General features: G+C 47.3%; 20 protein-coding genes. 2 read left to right on the top strand and 18 right to left on the bottom strand.

The genetic code is table 11. From position 1 onward, the window contains the following. Positions 1 to 40: 40 nt before the first annotated feature. The 4 genes from yfkAB to BBG47_RS13280 form a co-directional block, all read right to left on the bottom strand. Positions 41 to 1204 carry a radical SAM/CxCxxxxC motif protein YfkAB gene (yfkAB, locus tag BBG47_RS13295; protein ID WP_083189289.1) on the bottom strand — a complete coding sequence of 388 codons (1164 nt, stop codon included), beginning with the start codon at positions 1202 to 1204 and terminating at the stop codon, positions 41 to 43. Positions 1205 to 1273: 69 nt separating this feature from the next. Continuing rightward, complete coding sequence (locus BBG47_RS13290; RefSeq protein ID WP_083189287.1) at positions 1274 to 3520, bottom strand: MMPL family transporter; 2247 nt, start codon at positions 3518 to 3520, stop codon at positions 1274 to 1276. 105 nt (positions 3521 to 3625) lie between these two features. Beyond that, positions 3626 to 4720, bottom strand: coding sequence for an HD-GYP domain-containing protein (locus BBG47_RS13285; RefSeq protein ID WP_065292104.1), 1095 nt, complete (start codon positions 4718 to 4720; stop codon positions 3626 to 3628). 109 nt (positions 4721 to 4829) lie between these two features. Then, positions 4830 to 5654, bottom strand: a complete 825-nt coding sequence (locus BBG47_RS13280) for an undecaprenyl-diphosphate phosphatase (RefSeq protein ID WP_065292103.1) — start codon at positions 5652 to 5654, stop codon at positions 4830 to 4832. Positions 5655 to 5885: 231 nt separating this feature from the next. Between BBG47_RS13280 and BBG47_RS13275 the strand changes: the two genes are divergently transcribed. After that, the gene (locus tag BBG47_RS13275) at positions 5886 to 6956 is read left to right on the top strand and encodes an HD-GYP domain-containing protein (protein ID WP_065292132.1); all 1071 of its coding nucleotides are present in this window, start codon (positions 5886 to 5888) and stop codon (positions 6954 to 6956) included. Positions 6957 to 7038: 82 nt separating this feature from the next. Here the strand turns inward: BBG47_RS13275 and BBG47_RS13270 are convergent, their stop codons facing one another. From BBG47_RS13270 to BBG47_RS13235, 8 genes are all read right to left on the bottom strand, one after another. Continuing rightward, the gene (locus BBG47_RS13270) at positions 7039 to 7872 is read right to left on the bottom strand and encodes a polysaccharide deacetylase family protein (RefSeq protein WP_065292102.1); all 834 of its coding nucleotides are present in this window, start codon (positions 7870 to 7872) and stop codon (positions 7039 to 7041) included. A gap of 277 nt (positions 7873 to 8149) precedes the next feature. After that, the gene (gene sufB, locus BBG47_RS13265) at positions 8150 to 9547 is read right to left on the bottom strand and encodes a Fe-S cluster assembly protein SufB (protein WP_065292101.1); all 1398 of its coding nucleotides are present in this window, start codon (positions 9545 to 9547) and stop codon (positions 8150 to 8152) included. A 41-nt stretch (positions 9548 to 9588) separates the two neighbouring features. Further along, complete coding sequence (sufU, locus tag BBG47_RS13260; RefSeq protein ID WP_065292100.1) at positions 9589 to 10011, bottom strand: Fe-S cluster assembly sulfur transfer protein SufU; 423 nt, start codon at positions 10009 to 10011, stop codon at positions 9589 to 9591. Next, complete coding sequence (locus BBG47_RS13255) at positions 9998 to 11224, bottom strand: cysteine desulfurase (RefSeq protein WP_065292099.1); 1227 nt, start codon at positions 11222 to 11224, stop codon at positions 9998 to 10000. Before BBG47_RS13255 ends, sufU begins: the two co-directional genes overlap by 14 nt. Then, positions 11221 to 12537 (bottom strand): Fe-S cluster assembly protein SufD, encoded by a 1317-nt coding sequence (gene sufD, locus BBG47_RS13250; protein ID WP_065292098.1) that lies wholly within the window; start codon positions 12535 to 12537, stop codon positions 11221 to 11223. Before sufD ends, BBG47_RS13255 begins: the two co-directional genes overlap by 4 nt. A 40-nt stretch (positions 12538 to 12577) precedes the next feature. Beyond that, entirely contained in the window at positions 12578 to 13360 is a 783-nt protein-coding gene (gene sufC / locus BBG47_RS13245; RefSeq protein WP_021254151.1) for a Fe-S cluster assembly ATPase SufC, read from the bottom strand. A gap of 346 nt (positions 13361 to 13706) precedes the next feature. Continuing rightward, complete coding sequence (locus tag BBG47_RS13240) at positions 13707 to 14150, bottom strand: Dps family protein (protein ID WP_065292097.1); 444 nt, start codon at positions 14148 to 14150, stop codon at positions 13707 to 13709. Positions 14151 to 14492: 342 nt separating this feature from the next. Further along, positions 14493 to 14795 carry a YunC family protein gene (locus BBG47_RS13235; RefSeq protein WP_021254153.1) on the bottom strand — a complete coding sequence of 101 codons (303 nt, stop codon included), beginning with the start codon at positions 14793 to 14795 and terminating at the stop codon, positions 14493 to 14495. A gap of 177 nt (positions 14796 to 14972) precedes the next feature. Between BBG47_RS13235 and BBG47_RS13230 the strand changes: the two genes are divergently transcribed. Continuing rightward, positions 14973 to 15599, top strand: a complete 627-nt coding sequence (locus BBG47_RS13230; RefSeq protein WP_065292096.1) for a hypothetical protein — start codon at positions 14973 to 14975, stop codon at positions 15597 to 15599. 88 nt (positions 15600 to 15687) lie between these two features. Here BBG47_RS13230 and BBG47_RS13225 read toward each other — a convergent pair whose 3' ends face one another. The 6 genes from BBG47_RS13225 to map form a co-directional block, all read right to left on the bottom strand. Further along, positions 15688 to 17661 (bottom strand): sensor domain-containing protein, encoded by a 1974-nt coding sequence (locus BBG47_RS13225; protein WP_254659817.1) that lies wholly within the window; start codon positions 17659 to 17661, stop codon positions 15688 to 15690. Between the two features lie 39 nt (positions 17662 to 17700). Next, positions 17701 to 18069: a DUF423 domain-containing protein gene (locus BBG47_RS13220; protein ID WP_021254156.1), complete on the bottom strand. Its 369-nt coding sequence runs from the start codon at positions 18067 to 18069 to the stop codon at positions 17701 to 17703. A 129-nt stretch (positions 18070 to 18198) separates the two neighbouring features. Then, positions 18199 to 18753, bottom strand: a complete 555-nt coding sequence (locus tag BBG47_RS13215; protein WP_368072449.1) for a nitrous oxide-stimulated promoter family protein — start codon at positions 18751 to 18753, stop codon at positions 18199 to 18201. A 240-nt stretch (positions 18754 to 18993) separates the two neighbouring features. Next, on the bottom strand, positions 18994 to 19377 hold the full coding sequence (locus BBG47_RS13210) for an ArsR/SmtB family transcription factor (RefSeq protein ID WP_065292095.1): 384 nt from the start codon (positions 19375 to 19377) through the stop codon (positions 18994 to 18996). 1 nt (position 19378) lies between these two features. Further along, positions 19379 to 19804: an SRPBCC family protein gene (locus BBG47_RS13205; RefSeq protein ID WP_021259039.1), complete on the bottom strand. Its 426-nt coding sequence runs from the start codon at positions 19802 to 19804 to the stop codon at positions 19379 to 19381. 263 nt (positions 19805 to 20067) lie between these two features. Further along, positions 20068 to 20811 carry a type I methionyl aminopeptidase gene (gene map / locus BBG47_RS13200; protein ID WP_065292094.1) on the bottom strand — a complete coding sequence of 248 codons (744 nt, stop codon included), beginning with the start codon at positions 20809 to 20811 and terminating at the stop codon, positions 20068 to 20070. Between the last annotated feature and the right edge of the window lie 240 nt (positions 20812 to 21051).

The following is a 21051-nucleotide window of genomic DNA, read 5'->3' as shown; positions in this document are numbered from 1 at the left end:
GGGTGGGTACAATGAACCCACCCGCTTCCTTATGGATGAACTAAGACATCACAGCTGTCCGTTCTTTGAAATTAACACCTCGATAGTACATATCCGCAACGAGCAAGTTCGGCCCGCAGCAGGATGCTTGCGGACAATGGCAATCCACCGTTCTGGAGAGTGGATGCTCATTCAGCCAAGCATTGAATGTATCGTCAAGCTTGCCTGAGTAGATGCTGCCGAACGCCGGAATATCTGCAAAGTCCGTAACATAGATATCCCCGCTAAACAAGTTGACATTCAATCGATTGCGGCCATCCGGATCGTTGCGCACAGTCACCATTGGTTCTCTATGGAGGCGGCGGAGCAGCGCTTGATCCTCCTCATTGGAATTACAGGAGAAGAACGGCAGCGTGCCGAACAACATCCACATGTCCTTATTGCGAGTATCCAGCAACCGATGAATAGAGGTACGCAATTGTTCGATTGGTAGCACCGGCAAGTTCTCCGCGAAGGAGCTCGGGTACATCGGGTGAACCTCATGTCGCTTGCATCCCATTTCATCGATGATCTGATGAATTTCGCTTAACTTGTCATGCGTCCGATAGTTGACCATCGATTCCGCGGAAATATACATGCCTGCCTCACTCAGCTTGCGTGTATTCTCAATCATGCGCTCATACAGTCGACCTGCGGCCCCAGATTTGACTTCGTGGCTGCTGTGCGTGAAGCCGACTGCATGGAAGTCCTCCATACATGTGTAGTTGAATGAAATATGCATGACATCCAAATAGGGAGCAACCATCTCGTATCTGCGCATGTCCATCGTCAAGTTCGAGTTGATCTGGGAACGTATCCCGCGCTCACGTGCGTATTTTAACAGAGGAACGATATACTCCTTGACCGTCTTCTCGTGGAACATCGGCTCACCGCCGGTAATGCTTATCGTCTCCAAGTGCTCAACCTCTTCAAGCCGTTGAAGCATTAGATCAAGCGGCAGCTTGGGAGGCTCATTTGCGACGAGTGTGTGTCCTACTGCGCAGTGCTCGCAGCGCATATTGCATGCCTGGGCCACAGTCATTTCCACACTCGTCAATAGATGACGGCCATATTGCTGCAAAGAACGAATCGGATCCCATGGATCGTAGGCTGGACTAATTGTTTTAAGACCTACTGTTCCTCTTTGCTCCGTATTCGCTGCCTTCTCCGCTTGCAATTGATTCATGATTCATTCCACCTAACTTTCTAGTTGCCTGCTTACAATCTTTATTGCAGAAAATAATTGCTTACTTATTTATAGCATACTTCGCCCTTCCTTGCGTCGAAACATGCTCGGGACCCACCAATTGGCATGCCCCATCAGCTTCATAAATGCGGGAACGAGCAGAACTCGTATGAGTGTAGCATCCAAAAATACAGATACTGCAAGCCCAAGCCCGATAGCCTTCATCATCTCGTTATCGGTGAAAATAAACGCACCAACAACAACAATCAAGATGAAGGCAGCACTTGTAATAATACTGCCTGTCTTCATCAGCCCTTGAGCGGTGCTGTGCTCATTGTCCTTCGTTCGATCATACTCTTCCGCAATCCGTGACAGCAAGAACACCTCATAATCCATAGATATGCCGAACACGACACAAAAAATGATGACAGGAAGCATCGCCACCACCATTCCTGTAGACGTTACATGCAATAGATCAGCTAAATAGCCATGCTGGAAGACAAGGACGACAATGCCAAGACTTGCGCCAAGGCTCAGCATGTTCATGATGACCGCCTTCAGCGGCAGAAGAACCGAGCGGAATGCGACGAAGAGCACGATGTAGGTCACGATAAGAATAAACGCGATCACATACGGAAGCGCAGTCGTGATGCGTTCAATGATATCATGCTGAACCGCAGGCCCACCGGTTACATACTTCCTGCTCAATCCCGAACCTGAATCTATCTGGCGCAGCTCGTCCACTAACTTGAACGCAGCATCACCCTTCATGTCGAGCCTCAAAATCACTTGCACCACAAGCATCTTGTCATGAAGCGGCATCTTCGCCTCCATCTGCGTACGCACCTCTGGTCGGGACAACGCCGCTGCCTGCGCTTCAGCTCCTGTAATATTCAACTGAGCCAATGCATCCACATAGCTGTCAACACGCTTTACACCTTCTATAAGTCGAATACGGGATGTTAGCCCCTGTATCGCTTGTATCGTCTCGATAGAAGAATAGGGCTTGTCCGTCTCCACAACGATTTGAATTGGATTCAACGCCTGCTCATCATACGCTTCTCTCATCAATTCTGCACCGTAGCGCGATTCGTACTTCGGCGGTAGCATCTCTGCATCCGGTATCCCAATCTTCATACTGCCTATCGGCCATGCACAAGCAGCCAATGCAGTTGTGAGCAGCAGAACGATCCCTACGGGATGCTTCATCACTCCATGTGCAATACGGCTCCATAGTTCACTGCCACTCGTCTTCTCGGCACTCCTCCACCGGGCAGGAATGATAGGGAACTTGTTCACCTTATCGCCGAGTGCACTTAATAGTGACAGAAGGAGCGTGTTCCCCGCTGTGACTGACATCATGACTACGATAACTCCACCAATGCACAACGAGCGGAACAATGATAAATCAATAAACAGCATAGCAATTAAGCCGATCAGCACCGCAACACCAGAAAATAAAATTGACTGACCCGCGGTCTGCGCCGTCATGGCGACAGCCTGCTCAACAGAAGATTGCTTGGCAAGCTCCTCTCGGAACCTGCTTACAATGAAGAGCGCATAATCAATGCCAACAGCTAGTCCCAACATGGACACCATATTCGGCAAAAAATTGCTTAACGTATCTGTTAGCTGAGCAATTCCATAAATAATCCCGAGCGTAGTTGTCACACTGAACAGCCCGACAATGAGCGGAAGGAATCCCGCAAGCCATGTTCCGAAGACGAACAATAAGACGAGCAGCGCGATTGGAAGTCCGATTAGTTCCGACTTCACAATATCGTTCTTGCTCGCAGTCTGAATATCATAGTAGACCGGTGTCGCACCAGTCACATAGGCCTTCGCGAACGGAATGTCGGATATAAGCTTACGCAGATCGGTATACCGATCCAGCGCTTCATCCGTATCCATATTAAGACGGACATGTGCAGCAACTACATCGCTACGCACTCCCGTTCTATCCTGAGTCCGCAGCTGAACGTCACCGACGGATGAATTCTGCTTCAATTCAGTAAGGGAACGTTCAATCTGCTGTATCGATTCTTTCGTCAATAGCGACCTGCCGTCGCTGCTCTCATAGACAATATCCATCGTCGTAGAAGAGAGACCAAGCCCATCGCGCAGCAGCTCATATCCTACATAAGATTCGCTTCCTGTCGGCGTAAACCCATTATCCTTAAGCATGGAAGGCACTTGTATAGCCAATACCGAAGCCATTGCAAATAGAAGCGTCCATATGATCAATACCCCATGACGCCAACGATACATCCTCGTTCCCCAGTGCCACAACCAACCTGTTCTGGCTGTTTCCCTCACGTGTAGAACCCCCTGCTCACTTGTAGACTGAATAAAGGGAATATGATGATAATAATGAATAATTGCAGAGCTTACTTGCTTCGTTTGTGTGTTGCCTACGCGCTATTAATCAGCTGCGTGATAGCCCACGATCATAACGTGGAGTTTCTTGGATAGATCGATCTCATGAGGGGTCTTCAATGGATTGCCATCAGCGTCGTACAGTACTCTTACAACTGGTCGTTGTGGACACTCAGCATGAATGCGGGCAACAACGCATGTCTCGCCTGTATTCAAATGAATGGACATTCCTATCGGATAGACAGCCATACGGTCTCTGAACAATTCCAGCATACCCTGCTCGTATTGTGTCCCTGATCCGGTATACAAAATTTCAAGTGCTTCATGTGGAAGCATTGCCTTACGGTATACACGATGGGTTGTCATCGCATCATATGAATCCGTAATCCCAATCCACTTCGCATATTCATGAATATCCGGCGACTTAATGCCGCGCGGATAGCCAGAACCGTTCAACCGCTCATGGTGCTGATAAGCACAGTGCGCTGCGAGAAGCGGAATGTTCGGCTCATCCTTCAACATGCGGTATCCTATCTCCGCATGCTGCTTCATATGTGCAAATTCAGCATCAGACAATGAACCTGGCTTGTTCAATACTTCGAGATTAATCTGCGTCTTGCCAATGTCATGAAGGAGCGCCCCCATGCTCAATGTCCGCAGTTCATTGCGGGGATATCCGTGATGAAGTCCTAGCAGGGTCGTATATACACACACATTAAGGGAATGTCGGAACAAATAATGATCAGTTGTCTGCATATCATTCAGCATTACCATCGCCTTATGGTTGCCATACAAATCGCCAATGATGGCATCCAATACATCGAAAAACTCGCGATTCAATGTAGAATTCGAGGCAGCACGCTTCCGTGTCATGCCTTCATCAATCAATTGCTTGAATTGCTTGCGAATCGTCATATTAGCCAGCCTTCGTGTCTCATCGCTCAACACATCCGGCGCATGAATACCTTCTGTCCGATCATCTTCTACATATACGTATGATACGCCCATCGCTTCCAAGCGCTGAATATACGCGGTATTAAGCTCTACTTGCTCCTTGAGCAGCACTAGACCTTCTTCATTATATATTTGTTTTGCTAATCGCATGCCAGCCCGGCACGCTTGTATAGGTACCCATCGCAAGCAGAGTCAACCCCTGAAGTTATGATATTTACATTCACTTAAAATGCATCGAATTAATCATATCAAATTCTCGATAGACTAGCGAGTCACTACCGTACATTCCTTTCTGCTACATCATGAAGTACCAGAACAATGCTGCGAGAACAAAGCGATAAATCGCAAAGTGACGAAGCTTAATCCGCTGAATATGCTTGAGGAAGGCAACAACAATCACATAGGCTACAACAAAGGATACTAAGAAACCAAGTACAAAAAAAGCGAAAATATCGAGTGTAAACATCTTATAATTTTGGAGCAGTTCATAGCCGCTTGCCGCACACATAATGGGAATCGCAATGAGAAAGGAAAAATCAGCAGACGCCCGGTAGCTGACACCGCTCAGCATACCACCTGACATGGTAGAGCCTGATCGGGAAAACCCTGGCCACAGCACAGACAATATTTGAAAGAGTCCTATTGAAAAGGCCTGCTTATAATTAATTTCATCGATCGTGTTCGCCGAGGGTTGTCTGCGAGACCCATACCATTCTGCGAACCACATAAATGCACCGCCGACTACAAGCGCCCATAACACCGCTTCCGTGCTGTCAAATAATTGCTTAATATGGTCTTTCGCTACATAGGCCACCGCTAATGCAGGCGCTATTCCAATAATGACATGGAGCAGATTCAGACGAGGACAGATGACATGTCCTTGCTGTACGGTTCGCTTGCGCAATCCCAGCATCTCCAATATGCGATCCCAATACACAACCGTCATGGCTAAGGTCGCCCCCAGTTGAATGACAATTTCGAATGTCTTGAGCCAGTTGGCCTGCTCCTCAATCCCCATCAGCTTCGTCGTCAATATCATATGACCTGTTGATGAGACAGGTATGAATTCTGTCAGTCCCTCCACGATGCCCAGTACAATTGCAACAATGACATAGAACATGGCTAAACCCCTCATTTCCCCCATACGTAGAAATACTCAGCATGATGATTTGAATGATTGCGAGCATTTCACGTTCGGACAAAGTATCTTGTTCTTTGTATACGAGCAGAGGGAACATTTCAGCACCAATTCTTCACATTTTCCTGGAAAATGTTACTGTTATCTTGGGACTGGCTTTGATATGATAAATGATACATGTAGTACAAAATGACTAGAAGGGTGAGACATTTGGTGCGGATTCATGTCACGCAAATTCACGAAGGGGACACTCTCACGAAGGATATTTTCAATGATAGAGGGCTGTTGGTTCTGTCTGCTGGAACCGTTATGAAGCATAGGGACATCGCCCTACTTATTCGTCATCACATGGATATGGTAGACATCGAAGCAAGACCACTCACCGATGAAGAGGCTGTATCCCCATCCCAGATCAATGTGCCGCCAAGTTCAAATCATATCGTTCATGAGGAAATGCAGAAAGGCTACATGGAGGCAACTCGAAATGTGGAGAGCATCTTTCAGGATGTTATCCAGCACGGATTTCTGCAGGATGAGCTTGTACAATCGTCCATCACACCGCTTATTCAACAGATGGAGAAGCAGCGTGATGTTGTATCCCTCTTGCTTCTGCTGGACTCGAAGGATAATTATACGTACCAGCATTCCGTACAGGTCGGCATGCTGTCTTACTATTTGGCCAAGTGGATGCATTACGGAGAAGAGGATGCGGAGCGCATATGCAAGGCAGGATTTCTGCATGACATCGGCAAGAGTCGCATTCACAAGTCGATCCTACTCAAGCCTGGACAGCTGACGAGCTCGGAGTTCGAAGAGATGAAGTCGCATACTGTGATCGGCTATGAAATCGTCCGTTCCTCCTATAGCGACAATTGGCTCGCGATGGCGGCCCTCCAGCATCATGAACGCTTAGATGGAAGCGGTTACCCTTATGGTGCTGCTGAGCAGGAGATCCATCCGACAGCACGTATCATCGCAGTTGCTGATGTGTATAGCTCCATGACGTCTACACGAATTTATCGGGACAAGCAGGATTTATTTACGGTTCTGAAAGAGCTTGATTCGATGAGCTACAGCGGACTTGATCCCCACATTGTTCATACCTTCATTCGCCATATGCTGCCTAACTTCATCCATAAGCAGGCACGCCTAAGCGACGGGCGAACCGGAACAATCATCATGAATCATCAGACTGAATTTTTCCGGCCGCTCGTGCAAATTGATAATCGTTTCGTTGATTTGACACAATGCCGCGATCTTCATATTGAAGAAGTGTGCATGTAACTTACTGTGTGCCTGATGATGAACACACTTACGGCGTCTTTCGCTGGGTATGAACCCTTCTAGCCTGACTGAACAAATGAACTTAGGAAGTCTTCGCCTTAACCCGATATGCCATTAATTCAGAAACGGTGACAAATGAATAGCCCCGCCGCTTCAATTCGGGCAGTATTTTCTTCAGCGCCTGAATGGTCTGTGTGCTTCCTTCTACTAAGTCGTGCATCAGTACAATGTCACCGTTTCTTGCATGTCCAAGCACCTTATTGACAATTCGATCTACTCCTGGCGAACGCCAATCCTTCGTATCCTGATGCCACGACCATAAAATAACGCGGTACCCCTTCTCCCGTGCAATTTCTACAAGCCGCTCATTATAATACCCGCCAGGTGGCCGGAACAATTGAGGCGGCGTACCTGTTACCTCTTCAATCACTCGATGCGCCTTCATAATTTCCTCTTCAATCTCGGCCTTCGTTACACCTTTGCGAAAATATTTATGATGATACGTATGGTTCGCAATTTCATGTCCCTCACGAACTGTGCGCTTCACTATTTCCTGGTGCGACTTTACTCTCCATCCTACGACGAAGAAGGTAGCCTTGGCATTATACTGCTTTAACAGGTCTAAGATAACCGGAGTGCGAGTTGGATCAGGACCATCGTCAAATGTGAGTGCAATCCGCTTGCCGGCAGACGGCACTTCCCGGACGATATCTCCTCGCCCTTCATAATAGGCACGATCTCTGCGAGCTGGCGCACTCTCATGATGGGTGTCGATTTGTGATGCTACGGACATAGAATGTGCATTGGCTGGTGCAAGCAGACATACTACCATACAGCCTAATAACATCATGATACGGAATCTGTGCTTGCGACGAATGTGCCGCAACTTTCGCTCCTGTTGGATAGGGTCCACCATTTCCAATCCTCCTGTTGCGTAGTGAGATAACATAGATGCGAACCCGCTGCAAGCAAGTTGAACATCAGCATAGGGATTAGTATGCCATATTTGGGGTGTACCATGCGGATACAGCAAAAACGGGAACAGACAATGAGGAATGAAACGCAATAAGGCCGATCAGCACACAAAAAAATACGTGCTCCTGCCTGCTGTACATGTACAGCAAACAAATGAGCACGTATGTGACTTCAATCTTATGAAGGTTAGGCCGATTTGCAGACTGCAGAAGCAGTCATTAACCGATAGAGCCTTCCATTTCGAATTTGATCAATCTATTCATCTCAACGGCATATTCCATTGGGAGCTCCTTCGTGAACGGCTCGATGAAGCCCATAACGATCATTTGAGTCGCTTCATCCTCAGTCAAGCCGCGGCTCATCAGATAGAAGAGCTGATCCTCGGATACCTTGGATACTGTCGCTTCATGCTCCAATTGGATATTGTCGTTGCGAATCTCGTTGTATGGAATCGTATCGGACGTAGACTCGTTATCCAAGATCAACGTATCACATTTTACGTTTGATTTTGCACCATCAGAATCACGACCGAACGAAGTCAAGCCGCGATACGAAACCTTACCGCCATGCTTCGAGATGGATTTCGAGATGATTGTCGACGTTGTATCTGGAGCCAAGTGAATCATCTTCGCACCCGCATCCTGATGCTGGCCTTTACCTGCTACCGCAATGGACAACACAGAGCCTTTTGCCCCGCGGCCTTTCAAGATGACAGCTGGGTATTTCATAGTCAGCTTGGAGCCGATGTTGCCGTCAACCCTCTCCATGTTCGCATTTTCTTCCGCAACGGCACGCTTTGTAACCAGGTTGTAGATGTTTGGCGCCCAGTTTTGGATTGTTGTATAACGAACACGCGCATTTTTCTTCACGATAATCTCAACAACCGCACTGTGAAGGGAATTCGTGCTGTAGATAGGCGCTGTACAGCCTTCAACGTAGTGCACGAAGCTGTCTTCATCAGCGATAATCAGCGTACGCTCGAACTGACCCATGTTCTCGGAGTTGATACGGAAGTAAGCTTGCAACGGAATTTCACACTTCACGCCTTTAGGCACGTAGATGAAGCTTCCGCCCGACCATACTGCACTGTTCAATGCAGCGAACTTGTTGTCCGCTGGAGGAACAACAGATGCGAAGTGCTCACGGAAAATCTCCGGATGCTCACGAAGCGCTGTATCCGTATCCATAAAGATTACGCCCTGCTCTTCGAGATCCTTCTGCATGCTGTGATAGACAACCTCAGATTCATACTGAGCAGATACACCGGCAAGGAACTTCTGTTCCGCTTCCGGAATACCGAGCTTATCAAATGTTTCTTTAATTTCAGTCGGAACTTCTTCCCATGTCTTTCCTTGCTTCTCAGAAGGACGCACATAGTATTGAATGTCGTTGAAGTCCAGCTCATCCAAATCGCCGCCCCAACGAGGCATTGTCATTTTGTTAAATTGCTCAAGCGACTTCAAGCGGAATTCCAGCATCCAGTCAGGCTCACCCTTAATACGGGAGATCTCGGTAACGATCTCCGGCGTCAGCCCTTTACCGGATTGGAAGACTGCTTGGTGATTATCGCGAAAGCCATACTTGTATTCTTCCATTTCAGGCATTTTCTTCGCCATTGTTGTTGTACCTCCTTCGTGCGAACCTCGCACTTGATCGCCTATTCAGGCTTCTCGATCCCTTTGCGCAGCGCGTTCCAAGCCAATGTCGCACACTTGATGCGAGCCGGGAATTTGTTCACGCCGGACAGAGCCTCGATATCTTCATATTCATCAAACGCAGCGTCCTCGCCTTTTACCAGGGCAGAGAATCGCTCAGCCAATTCATGTGCCTGCTCCAACGTCTTACCTTTAACCGCTTCTGTCATCATTGACGCACTAGACATGCTAATCGAGCAGCCTTCGCCTGTGAATCTGGCATCCTCAACAATGCCATCGTTCAGCTTAAGCTGCAGTGATATGCGATCTCCACAAGTCGGGTTGTTCAAGTCAACCGTAACCGTGTCATCCTCGAACGTGCCGCGATTGCGCGGCTTCTTGTAGTGATCCATGATGACTCGGCGATACAGATCATCCAATTGCATCGCTGAAATACTCCTTCGTTTCCCGCAAGGCTTCCGCCAACCGGTCAATGTCTGCTTCCGTGTTGTACAAGTAGAAACTTGCGCGCGCCGTTGCACTTACCTTAAGCCAACGCATAAGTGGTTGGCAGCAGTGATGTCCGGCACGTACCGCAATCCCCTTCGCATCCAGAACAGTAGCTACATCATGAGGATGGACATCATCCAAATTGAATGTAACGAGCCCGATCCGTTCGCTGCGAGGACCGTAGATCGAGATTCCCTCAATCTCAGACAAGCGCTCGACTGCATAGGCACCCAGCTGCATTTCATGCTTATGAATATTGTCCAGCCCTACTTCGTTCAGGAAATCAATCGCAGCGCCAAGTCCAACAGCACCCGCAATGATCGGTGTTCCTGCTTCGAATCGTGCAGGTACATCCTTCCATGTCGAATCATACAACTCGACGAAGTCGATCATTTCACCGCCGAATTCGATTGGTTCCATCTTCTCGAGCAGCGCCATCTTCCCATATAATGCCCCGATTCCGGTCGGCCCGCACATTTTATGCCCTGACAATGAGTAGAAGTCGCAATCCAGATCCTGAACATCAATCCGCATATGCGGTGTGCTCTGTGCGCCGTCAACTACGATTACAGCACCGTGACGATGTGCAATCTCCGCGATCTGCTTCACTGGATTCACGATTCCGAGCACATTGGATGCATAAGCAATCGATACAATCTTCGTCCGATCTGTAATCGTCTGCTCCACATCAGACAGCAGGAGTGTGCCATCTTCCTGCATCGGGATAAATTTCAATGTAGCCCCTGTCGCCTTCGCGACCTGCTGCCACGGAATGAAATTGCTGTGGTGTTCCATTTGCGTAATTACGATTTCATCGCCTTCACCGCATACGCTGCGTCCATAGGACGATGCAACGAGATTAAGCGCAGATGTCGTCCCGCGTGTGAACACAATCTCTTCCGTGCGTGCCGCATTAATGAACCGGGCAACTTTCTCCCGCGCACCTTCGTAAGCGTCTGTCGCCCGGGAACCGAGCGTATGGACGCCGCGATGTACGTTCGAGTTGTCCTTCTCATAATACGCTTGTATCGCATCAATTACGGACCTCGGCTTCTGTGAAGTTGCCGCACTGTCTAAATACACCAACGGATGACCATTAATTTCCTGATTTAGTATCGGAAATTGCTCACGAAGCTCGCGTCCAATCATTGTCCCAGCTTCCTTTCAATGTAACGCTTCAGCAATTGCTGCAGATGCTCGCTTGGCAGCTCAGCTACAACTGGCGCCAAGAAGCCGCGGATAATCAGGTTCTCCGCCTCTTCACGAGCAATACCGCGCGACATCATGTAATGTACTTGCTCCTGATTCACTTGACCAGCAGAAGCAGCATGACCCGCTGTTACATCGTCCTCATCGATAAGCAAGATTGGGTTGGCGTCACCACGAGCTTTCGGGCTCAGCATGAGCACGCGCTCGGTTTGCTCACCGTTCGCTTTTGTTGCTCCCTTCTCGATCTTCGTAATCCCGTTGATGATCGAAGAAGCAGATTCGCGCATAACCGCGCGCGTAATCATTTGGCTGTCAGAGCTCTTGCCGAAGTGTACGGCTTTCGTCGTAATGTTCAGCTTTTGCTCGCCATTTCCTACGCATATTACTTTTGTATCGGAAGTAGAACCGTTCCCCTTCAGGATCGAGTTCGTCTCGGACGCAGCGTTACCGTTGTGCATTTCGCCAACAATCCACTCAATGCGGCCGTCATTCTCAACAATTGCACGACGAATCGTGATATCTGTAGCCTTCTCATCCAAATGATGCACAGATGCGTAAGTTACTTTCGCACCGGATTTAACAAATACTTCTACTACACCATTATGAACATAAGCATCAGTGGAAGAACCGGATACGTAGTTGTCTACGTAGTTAACTCGGCTGTTCACATCCGCCACGATCAATACATGCGGTGCAAATGTAGCTTTCGCATTGTCTGTATAGAATACAGCCTGAAGCGGAATATCAACTTCTACATTTTTAGGCACGTACAAGAATACGCCGCCATTCCATACTGCAGCATGCACAGCTGCCAGCTGATGCTCATCAGCCTTCAGAGCTTGCATCAAATGAGGCTTCACCAGATCCTCATGCTCACGAACTGCTGTCTCCAAGTCTGTGAAGATAACACCCTTCGCTGCCAGTTCAGCTTGCAGCTGACGATAAATAACACTGGAATTGTGCTGAACCAGCACGTTGTCAACCTGCTCGGAAGACTCATCCCCTGTCAAAATATTGCGAGCTTCTGCTGGAATAGTAGCAAATGTAGATGCCAATTGACCCTCTACATGTTCACCATATGCACTAAGATCCCAACGTTCAATTTTTGTTTTCTCAAATATCGGATAATCCAGTCCCGCTGCTTGATCCAACGCCTGCAAGCGCAGTTCAGCAAGCCATGCCGGCTCACTCTTGCGGCTCGAAAGCGCTGCGACCGCTTCACGGCTCACTGGCAATGTCGTATTCGTGCTCATCGGTCTATCGCTCCTCCTGTCAATCGTTTGCTAGAATGAATTACTCGTCTTGTCCAACTGTTTCGTCTGTAATGCCGAGTTCTTCCTTCACCCAGTCGTAGCCTTCTGCCTCAAGGCGCTCAGCCAGCTCAGGTCCGCCGGATTTAACGATGCGGCCTTGCATCATAACGTGTACGAAGTCAGGCTTCACATAGTTCAGCAAACGTTGATAGTGCGTAATAACCAAGAATCCACGTTCTTCGCTACGCATCGCATTTACACCATTTGCAACGATTTTTAAGGCGTCGATATCCAAACCGGAGTCGATTTCATCCAATACTACGATTTTCGGATCGAGCATCATCATTTGCAAGATTTCGTTACGTTTCTTCTCCCCGCCGGAGAAGCCTTCGTTCAAGTAACGATGAGCGAACTCTTCGTTCATCTCAAGTTCTTTCATTTTGCCTTCCATTTGGCGAATGAACTTAATCAAGGAGATTTCGTTGCCTTCGCCGCGGCGTGCATTGATTGCACTGCGCAAGAAGTCGGAGTTCGTTACACCTGCGATCTCGCTTGGATATTGCATAGCAAGGAATAGGCCGGCGCGAGCGCGCTCGTCAACTTCCATCTCAAGCAAATCTTCACCGTTCAATGTAGCAGAACCTTCTGTTACTTCATATTTAGGATGGCCCATCAAAGCAGAAGCAAGTGTACTTTTACCAGTTCCGTTAGGACCCATGATAGCATGTACCTCGCCGCCCTTCATTTCAAGGTTGATTCCTTTCAGAATCTCTTTACCTTCAATGGTCGCCTTCAAACCATTAATGACGAATTGAGTTGACATTGTGTTGTAACCTCCAGATTGATGGATTTGTAGAAAAGATGTATACTGAAAGAACAAGTAATCTTTATCCACGCTATAAGATTTATCACATTATAATCATTATAAAATGATTATCATTGATTCTCAATATAATTTTAAAACAATCATTTGTATAAATCAACCAGTGCCCTGTCCTCTCTCTTTATACCTCTTGAATAACAGCCCCTTATTTCTAGATAGAAGCGCCCTATTTGCTAGAGCATCATCGTTTCCCAATTTTATATATAATTTCAGTAAAAAGCGCACCCTTTTCAGGATGCGCTTATATGATTTTCATTTACGTATCGAAATTTGTATTCGCCATTCCTTACGCGAGGAATGCATTCAACATCCATACATGCTTCTCTAGGTCAGATTGAATGCCGATGAACAAGTCATTTGTAGGCTCGTCCCCTGCAGCTTGCGCTGCTTCTTGAGCTTCGCCGCATTCTTCAATCAATTGATTGAAGTCTTTAACAAGCTGCTTCACCATTTCTTCTGCTGTTTCGCTGCCTGTCGCTTCTTGCAATGTTGTATGCTCCAAATACTGCTTCACAGTAGCATATGGTCTGCCGCCAATTGTAAGCAAGCGTTCCGCAACATCATCCATTTTCGCTGTGATTTCATTATAGAACTCTTCGAACTTCTCATGCAGAGTGAAGAACAGAGGACCTTTTACATACCAATGGTAGTTATGAAGCTTCACATACAATACATTCAAGTTCGCTACTTGTTGATTCAACAGAGATTGAAGTTTTTCGTTATTTGCCATGATCAAAACGCCTCCTAATTGATATCAATTTCTTATTAATAATAATTCTAAGTTAATATTAACTATTTTTCAAGTCTTTCTTGAACAAATGGTGTTTGCCAATCTTTTCTACCCTATTTCTCATCGATTCCTTGCAACTTTATTCTGCTGGCCTACTATATATATGTACCCGTGTCCACGTGAAATGAATCATCGCAACACGGCGTCCCATAAGGACTAGAGGTCATAAGTGTAACGCAAGCTGCTTCAAATCAGCTATGACGCTTGATACATAAAACATCGGAATACTTCAATATTATGCGTCCCCTGCGCATTGATCATACAGCTTAATTTAGAAGTGCCTTAGAACATGAGGTTCAAAGCATCGCTGCCCTTCATGCCAACTGTAATACCGAGACGCTCAGCTTCGTGAGTGATGGATTCAAGCGGAGCTTCAAGCAACTGCTCCAGTGTCCGTACCCCGACTGCGCGTCCTGCGATGATCCCTCGATCATGCAGCTTCGTATTGAGCAGCCCTACATCAAGCGCACCGCACATAATATAGCCTTTATCGGTTGAGATCGACAAAAGTGTCGTTTTGGGCAGCAACACTTCAACGCCTAGCACGGTTCTCTCACCAATTTCCATGGGTATCAACCGTATCACTTTGAATGCCTCCTTCTGACTCACAGGATGGTATCATCTTATGCAGTCGCCGTCTTTTTGGCGCGTATGAGCCCGCAAAATGATATTTAGTTCTAAAGAACTATATTTGTCGGAATTTATACCGTATTATAATGTATTTATCTAGGCAAAATGTCCAGGTTGGAGGAATTACTGACAATGCTTTATCCTACTTCATCTCAACAATCCGTCTTCAAGTTCAATGTTGACATCCTTGTACAAGGCGAATCCAACGTGGCTGCGCTAGAAGCTTTGCTGCAATTGCTGCATCAACACCCCGACGTACTGGACTCACGCGTTCAATCCGGTAATGAGCTCGGTTCCTTGTTGGAGCTTGCCGAAGCCATGCAGCAGCGCAATATCAAGCAGTCACCGTTTGGCAAGCTGGCAGTTCGCGCAGCCCATTCAAGCTCCGCAGCTGCTGATCATCGTGTGGATAATTCCTCACCGAGAACAAATAACAAGCGGGGTGCGGCCGCACAATCACCAGCATCAATGGCCACTATGAACAAGCCAGCACGCACCGCAGCTACCGAATATAAGAAGCCGAGCCAACAGCAATCCAATGATGCCAAGCTTCAAGATGTCGAGAATCAGCTCCGAAGCTACATCGAACAGAATCGTTTATTACGTTTGCGCATTAACAAAGGAAAAGGCATCACATTGAATCTCCCCTGCCGTATCCTCAATTATGACGCCTCAAATCAGCTGCTGAACGTATACCATGTTGATGAGAAGCAAGTGTACGCATTCAACCTGAATGAGATCGAAGATATGCAGCCCTAAACTCAATAACACATGAACAAACAACAACAGCCGCAATGAAGTCAGATCAGTCGACTCCTATTGCGGCTGTTGCATATCTGTTATTCACTTATGTACGAAGCATTGCATCGCTTCCTGATTGCAGCGAATATCTGCGGAACAGAGATTCGAACCCACTGCGTGGCAGCGGAGGGCTGAAGTAATAGCCCTGTATATTGTCACATTGATTATTTTGCAAGAAGACAAGCTGTTCCTTCGTCTCTACACCTTCTGCAATAACTTGCATATTCATATTGTGCCCAAGTGCAATAATCGCCGATACGATGGCAGCATCATTCGGATCTTGCTGCAAATCACGCACAAAGGAGCGATCAATCTTGAGGCGGTGTATCGGAAAGTTCTTCAAATAATGCAGTGAGCTGTAACCCGTTCCGAAATCATCAATACTAATCGCTACGCCCATATCTTTCAACTTGCGCAAGGTCTGTGACGCACGCGATACTTCCATCGTCATGCTCTCCGTAATTTCCAGGTCAAGGTATTGCGGTTCGAGCCCTGTTCGCTGCAGTACCTCCTGTACCGTCTCCGTCAAATTGTTCATTTCGAACTGCCTTACTGACAAATTAACGGATACCGGTATACGTTCAAGGCCTTTATCTTGCCACTGCTTATTCTGTCTGCAGGCTTCTTCCATAATCCATGTCCCGAGGGCTACAATGAAGCCATTCTCTTCAGCCAAGGAGATAAATTCTCCTGGCGGAATGAGACCTCGCTCCGGATGGTTCCAGCGCACAAGTGCCTCCATCCCGACAATTCGGTAGGTCGACATATCTACCTGCGGCTGGTAATAGAGCTCGAATTCCCCTCTTGTCAGCGCCTTGCGCATGTCATGCTCCAGTGTAATACGCTCAAGCGGACGATCATTCATCTCTGGAACGAAGAATAGATATCCGTTCTTCCCCAGTTCCTTCACCCGAGACAAAGCGTAGTCTGCCTGCTGAACGGCCAGACCTGCATCATGAATGCGCATATCTTCATGAATAAGCTTCACGCCTATGCTCATCGTCACATGAACGGGGATATCGTTCAATTCGAACGGCTCCTCGAACACCGACAACAGTTGGCGTACACGCCCCTTCACTTCCTCCTCTGATCCTGCGTTCGTCATGAAGCAGATGAATTCATCCCCCTCCATGCGAGCAATGACATCATTCTCAGTCATCGAGCGCAGCAGTCTGTCGGCAATCTGCATGAGGAGCATATCGCCGAAATCAGTACCAAATGTATCATTAATGCGCTTAAACCGATCAAGATCCATGTACAGCACCGCAATAGAAAACGAGGCATGAGCAGCCATCTCTAGCGCTTCTTCCAGCCGTTGCATGAACATTCGACGATTCGGCAAGCCGGTCATATCATCATAATAAGCCATGTAGCGAATCCGTTCTTCCATATATCGATTTGGACTCGCGTCTCGAAGACTTACTGAGAAAATGGCTTCCTCTTCTGGGCAATGAGTCAGTCCGGGAAGCTGCGTCATTCGAATGAGCCAGTCTTGCGGGAAGCCATCCTTCGAGCATCCGACCAATTCCAGCTCGATCTCGCCCCCGCTTGTTACTTGATCCATGGCCTGAATCAGCTTCGAGCAAGCTTGTTCCTCCATCCATTGTCCGATAGTGATGAGCGAGCCATCGAACCCGGTTACCTCTTGGAACGCTGGGTTCATGCCGACAACCTTGCCATCTTGACGGACAAACAGCATAGGAACAGGCAGGTGATCGTAATAAGACTTCCATGTTGGCTGAACAGAGACAGCTTGCGGCTCAATCGTGCTAATCAGATTATGTGCTACTCCAAACCGTTGATAGTGTGAGGATCTAATCTTAGCAGCTGCAGCATATCCAAGCATCGCTGTAAGCAGAATCAGCACCCACAATCGCGCCAATCCCTCCAACTGCAGCACAGCCCACCCCGTACATACGATTGCCGTAATTAAAGAGACAGCCATTACATATAAAGCATATCGAATTGAGCGATCCCGCTTCTGCAATTGCCGTTCATTCTGTACTTTACGGTCACTCACTAAGTATCTTCCTTCCAGCGTTGGAGTCAGTACGAACACTCATCGACGAGCAGCAAGAGCAAGCATCAACCAACCAGCGATGAATGCCACTCCTCCAATCGGTGTAATCGCTCCTAACATTTTAATTCCTGTGAAGCACAGCAGATACAAGCTACCAGAGAACACAATAATACCGATCCATATCAGCCGAGCTGACAATGCGACCTTCTTCTGATCCGCCAATTTATCCGCCAATATCGCAATAAGAAGCAATCCAAGCGCGTGCGCCATATGGTATTGAACAGCTGTTTCAAAAGTAGCCATCCGCTCAGGTGTCAACAACCCCTTCATGACATGCGCTCCGAATGCACCGAGAGCGACGGATAACAGCATATTTATACTTCCTATAATCGTATAGCGTCGCAACATGACGTTCGCTCCTTCAAGCCACATTTCGGCAATTTTTAACTATATTCGATACGATTATATATTATCTGAATTATTGCTGTTTTTCCACTAACAAATATGATCCTATAGGGCATTCTGAGGTGGGGGATTTTATTTACCACCTTCAGGGGCGCGAAGGTTATCCCATACATGACGGAGTGCAACAATCGGATGCTTAACCAGCATTTTAGGGCCTACTTCCCGCATGACGAGTTTGATGGCATCACGCTTGTCTTGCTTATAGCAATGAACCGCACACCGTTCACATGTCGTCTTGCGCTCTCCGAAGCGGCAATAGGTAAGACGCTTCCAAGCATAGGCAAGCAATTCAGCGCAGCTAGGGCATAATCCGTATTGCTCTGAACGGTTCTCGGAATGTGAATTCATCTCCAGTGTATGATGATGACAATATATGCGGAGCATGAGCAGAACAGTCCGTTTTTCTCGTGTGATTCTTGGCCCTTCCTGCTTGTGGTTCTCTTTACGGCGCGAAGGTGATGGCAGCATTTCACCTTGCCCTTGTTTTATTTCCATCTCAATCGACCTCATCATTAGGTTTTTACATCTAACTAATGATGTAATCATATCGAGAAGCAGGAATGCCGGATATGACTTTGATAACAGAACATCCAGCACAGTACCCACATCCACAAGATAACGATCCATGTAAATGAATCGCTCCCATTGGGACAAAAATAAGTGCACACCACCCCTCAAAGTCATACATTGTATATATCGGTTATTTTCAAATTTTTGTTAGAAAAAGTCTATTTTAGATTGTCAACAAAAAAATAACCGCAGCATCCTGCTCGCTACTTAGCAGGTCACTGCGGTTGATGATGTTCTTTCCTTCATGCAGAAATTACTTGTAAGGAATATCCTGCATTAGCGATCTAACCAATAGTATTATTCCTCACTGCTGTCTAGTCGCTCCTGTATTCCGACATTACCTTCAGAGCGACCTGAATCACCTGAGCTTTCCACATAATGCTGGAGCATAGACAGCTTGTTATCCCAATAACGATCATAATAGGCTAGCCAACGCTTCAATTCCAGCAGTGGATCCGGATCCAGCCGGTATCTAACCTCTCTGCCAATTTTCCGATCCTTAACGAGTCCCGCTTCGGCCAGAATACGCAAATGCTTGGATACGGCAGTCCGGCTCATCGGGAAATGTCCGCTAATCACCGTGACAGGAAGTTCCTGATCTGCGAGCAGCTGCAGCAGCTTGCGGCGTGTAGGATCAGCAATCGCTTGGAACACATCATGCTTCGGTGCAGATGACCCCATCTTACGCCTCGATGATGGAACGAAGTTTCTGAACCAATCCGTCCCAGCCATTGTTCATGCGCTCGCGTACAACTGTATGCGTCTCGCCGAACTCCGTAATCCCCTCCGGATCCCATCCAGAATGAATGAGCGTAAATTCCGTCTTCCCATCAACTTCAGCCAAGGCAAATGTCAATGTCCAATCCTTCCCCCAGCGGAATGACAAGCGGTTCGGAGGATCGAGTTCTGTAACCTTGCATGGCGAGTTGCCAAAGGGGCCCGCATTCAGGTGAAATTCGTAGCCAAGCTCAGGCTGGAAATCATTCGGCATGAACCAGGCTGCAATGCCTTCCGAAGTAGCTACCGCATCCCATACCTTCTGGATCGGTGCTTGCAATGTAATTGTTTTTTGAATATCGAGAGATGATTGAGAAGCATGATTTGTCATAGATGTTATTCCTCCAACTATTCGATATCTGTCAGCATGTGCTAACGAGATCGACATTATTACGAAACCATTTGGTTTCATGTTAGTGTTCATTATATGACACCTATTGGTTTCATGTCAAACACGCCTTCCTTGTCCTGCTCCCCCTCTTCTTGAAAAACACGGATTGTGTCACAGTCAGAACCTACTCTACGAGTAAAAACAAAACCGATCCAGAACTATCGTCCTCTTACCGGACGAAAGTCTAGATCGTTCTGATGCTTCTATGCAACTGTGATAATGATCGGATCTTGCTTCGTAATAATAATCGTATGCTCGAATTGCGCAGCTACACTGCCATCAGGCGTGCTTAATGTCCAGCCGTCTGCCTGCTTCACCGCATAGTCCGCGCCTGTAGAAAGGAATGGCTCGATCGTAATAACCATGCCTTCCTTCAGGATTCTTGTATCGAGTCGATTGTAAATCGGCAGAATACTTGGCTCTTCATGCACAGCTCTCCCCACACCATGGGAGCACAAGTTTTGAATTACGGTATATCCGCCTTGATCAGCAGCTTCCTCGAACATTTTCCCAATCGTGTTCAGCTTTACTCCATGCTTCAATGAAGAGATGACCTTCATCATCGTATCATGCGTGTATTGACACAGTTCCGTAATTTCCGTGCTGTGAGGAGCAAGTTGGAACGACTGGCCCGAATCCGCAACATAGCCGTTCTTTTCCGCGCATACATCTACATTAATTAAATCACCAGGCTGCAGCACTTTCTTGCCTGGAATCCCATGGGCAACCTCTGTATTCACACTGATGCAAGAATGCCCAGGAAATTTAAAAGCCTTCATCGGTGCGGATACAGCACCATGACGCTTTAGCACTTCCCCACCGATCTCATCCAGTTGCTTTGTCGTCATGCCTGCACGTGCATTCTTCCTCATCTCTTGGATGGCCAATGCTACAATCCTTCCAATCTCCTTCAGTCCTTCTACGTCTTCCTTGGAGCCTGCTGTCATTGCATGCACCTCCCTTTCTACTTCCTCAAGTTACTCATGAAATAAGAATTAAGTACCTTGTATTGTATCACATCCTGCTTGCCAGACCTCAAACCTAAATGAATGAGCCGATCTTCAATCTGCTTCCTCAGTTCAATGAGCGCGTGCATCTCTCGTTTCATTATCCCAGCAACCCGTGAATATAGTGATCATAACAAGCAGCAAAGGTCATTAGAGGTTGTTCAAAAAGTCCGCTTTTGA

Source organism: Paenibacillus sp. KS1 (assembly GCF_001680695.1).
In the GTDB taxonomy this organism is placed as follows: domain Bacteria; phylum Bacillota; class Bacilli; order Paenibacillales; family Paenibacillaceae; genus Paenibacillus_B; species Paenibacillus_B suaedae.
Note: the sequence above shows the minus strand (reverse complement) of the source record. Positions and strands in the feature narration are given on the sequence as shown.